Origin of the sequence: Kineococcus glutinatus, assembly GCF_039542765.1 — a bacterium.
GTDB classification, from domain to species: domain Bacteria; phylum Actinomycetota; class Actinomycetes; order Actinomycetales; family Kineococcaceae; genus Kineococcus_A; species Kineococcus_A glutinatus.
Genome location: NZ_BAABIL010000455.1, coordinates 1 through 1,378, shown reverse-complemented (window position 1 = coordinate 1,378; position 1,378 = coordinate 1). Strand labels below are relative to the sequence as shown.

The window sequence follows — 1,378 nt, the reverse complement described above, 5'->3', positions numbered from 1 at the left end:
CCGGTGTCGTCCGCGCACCCGTCCTCGGTGACCCACAGCTGGACGCTGCCCGGGCCCGCGGGGCCGTCGCGCAGCACCGTCGGCGGCACGACGTCCCAGCCGGAGGCCGCGGAGACGGCGTGCGCGGCGACCTCCCGGTGGGCCAGGGAGCCGTCGGGGAAGTCCCACAGCGGCCGCTCCCCCGCGATGGGCTTGTAGACGCAGTGCAGGGCGCGCCGCCCGGTGCCGGCCAGCGCCAGCAGCGTCGCGTTGGAGGCGTCGGCGATGCGCCCCAGCACCTCAAGCTCGGCGGTGGCCAGGTGCGCCAGGACCTCCTCGCGGCCCCGCCGCGCCCCGGTCGGCCGCGCGCTCAGCGGCGGTAGCCGTTCGCCCGGGGGCAGATGTGCCCCTCCGGGTCCAGCGGGCCGCTGCAGAACGGGCACGGCGGCCGGCCGGCGGCCACCAGGGCCAGCGCCCGCGCCGCGAACGCCCGCGCCGCGGCGCCGGAGATGCTGACCCGCAGCACCGCGCGCGCGGGGTCGGGCTCGCCGGGCTCCTCCTCGGCGTCCGACTCCAGGACCTCGAAGCACTCGATGACGACGAGCCGGCGCTCCCCGTCCCACGCCAGGCTCATCGTCCCGACCCGGAACTCCTCCTCGATGGGGGTGTCCAGCGGGGCGGTGTCCTCGGCCCCGGCCGGGGCCATCGCGGGGACCGGCGCCTGCCCGCCGGAGCGGCGCACGATCTCGTCCAGCAGCTCCCCCACCCGCTCGGCCAGGGCCGCCACCTGCGCCTTCTCCAGCGCCACGGTGGTCAGCGCGCCGCGGGCGCGCGCCTGCAGGAAGAACGTCCGCGATCCGGGCGGGCCGACCGTGCCCGCCACGAAGCGCTCGGGCGGGTCGTAGTCGAAGACAGCCATGCGCCGACCCTACGCCGGGCCGCCCGCGGCGGCCCCGGGGACCGGGGTGCCCACCGGGCCGGCCAGGTGCCGCCGGTGCCGGCTCACGCGCCGGTGCCGCCGACGACGACGGCGTCCGTGCGCGGCACCCGCCGGCGCCGGCGGGGCGGCGGGGCGAGATCGGCCAGGTCGCCACCGGTGTCGTTGGTGCGCAGCACGAACGGGCGCGCGGAGGTGTAGCGCACCACCGACACCGAGCAGGGGTCGACGCCGATGCGCTGGAAGAGGTCGAGGTGCACGCCGAGGGCGTCGGCGAGGACGGCCTTGATGAGGTCGCCGTGGGTGACGGCCAGCCACACCGCGTCCGCGCCGTGCTCGGCGGCGACGGCCGCGTCGTGCTCGCGGACGGCGTCGACGGCGCGCTGCTGCATGGCGCGCATCGACTCCCCGCCCTCGCCGGGGAAGACCACCGCGGAGGGGTGCTGCTGCACCTGCGCCCAC

3 protein-coding genes are annotated in these 1,378 nt (G+C 78.5%); all 3 read right to left on the bottom strand.

Features of this window, described 5'->3' with window-relative positions; translation table 11 throughout:
• The coding region (locus tag ABEB16_RS15895; RefSeq protein WP_486335992.1) for a protein kinase family protein at positions 1 to 308 on the bottom strand (308 nt) is incomplete at its 3' end.
• A 41-nt stretch (positions 309 to 349) separates the two neighbouring features.
• Positions 350 to 898, bottom strand: coding sequence for a DUF3090 domain-containing protein (locus ABEB16_RS15890; RefSeq protein ID WP_345713200.1), 549 nt, complete (start codon positions 896 to 898; stop codon positions 350 to 352).
• Positions 899 to 981: 83 nt separating this feature from the next.
• Positions 982 to 1,378: histidine phosphatase family protein (locus ABEB16_RS15885; protein ID WP_345713199.1), on the bottom strand; the 397-nt coding region annotated here is incomplete at its 5' end.

Coding starts and splice junctions, on each gene's coding strand:
- ABEB16_RS15890 (WP_345713200.1), bottom strand. CDS start 898: ATGGCTGTCTTCGACTACGACCCGCCCGAGCGCTTCGTGGCGGGCACG.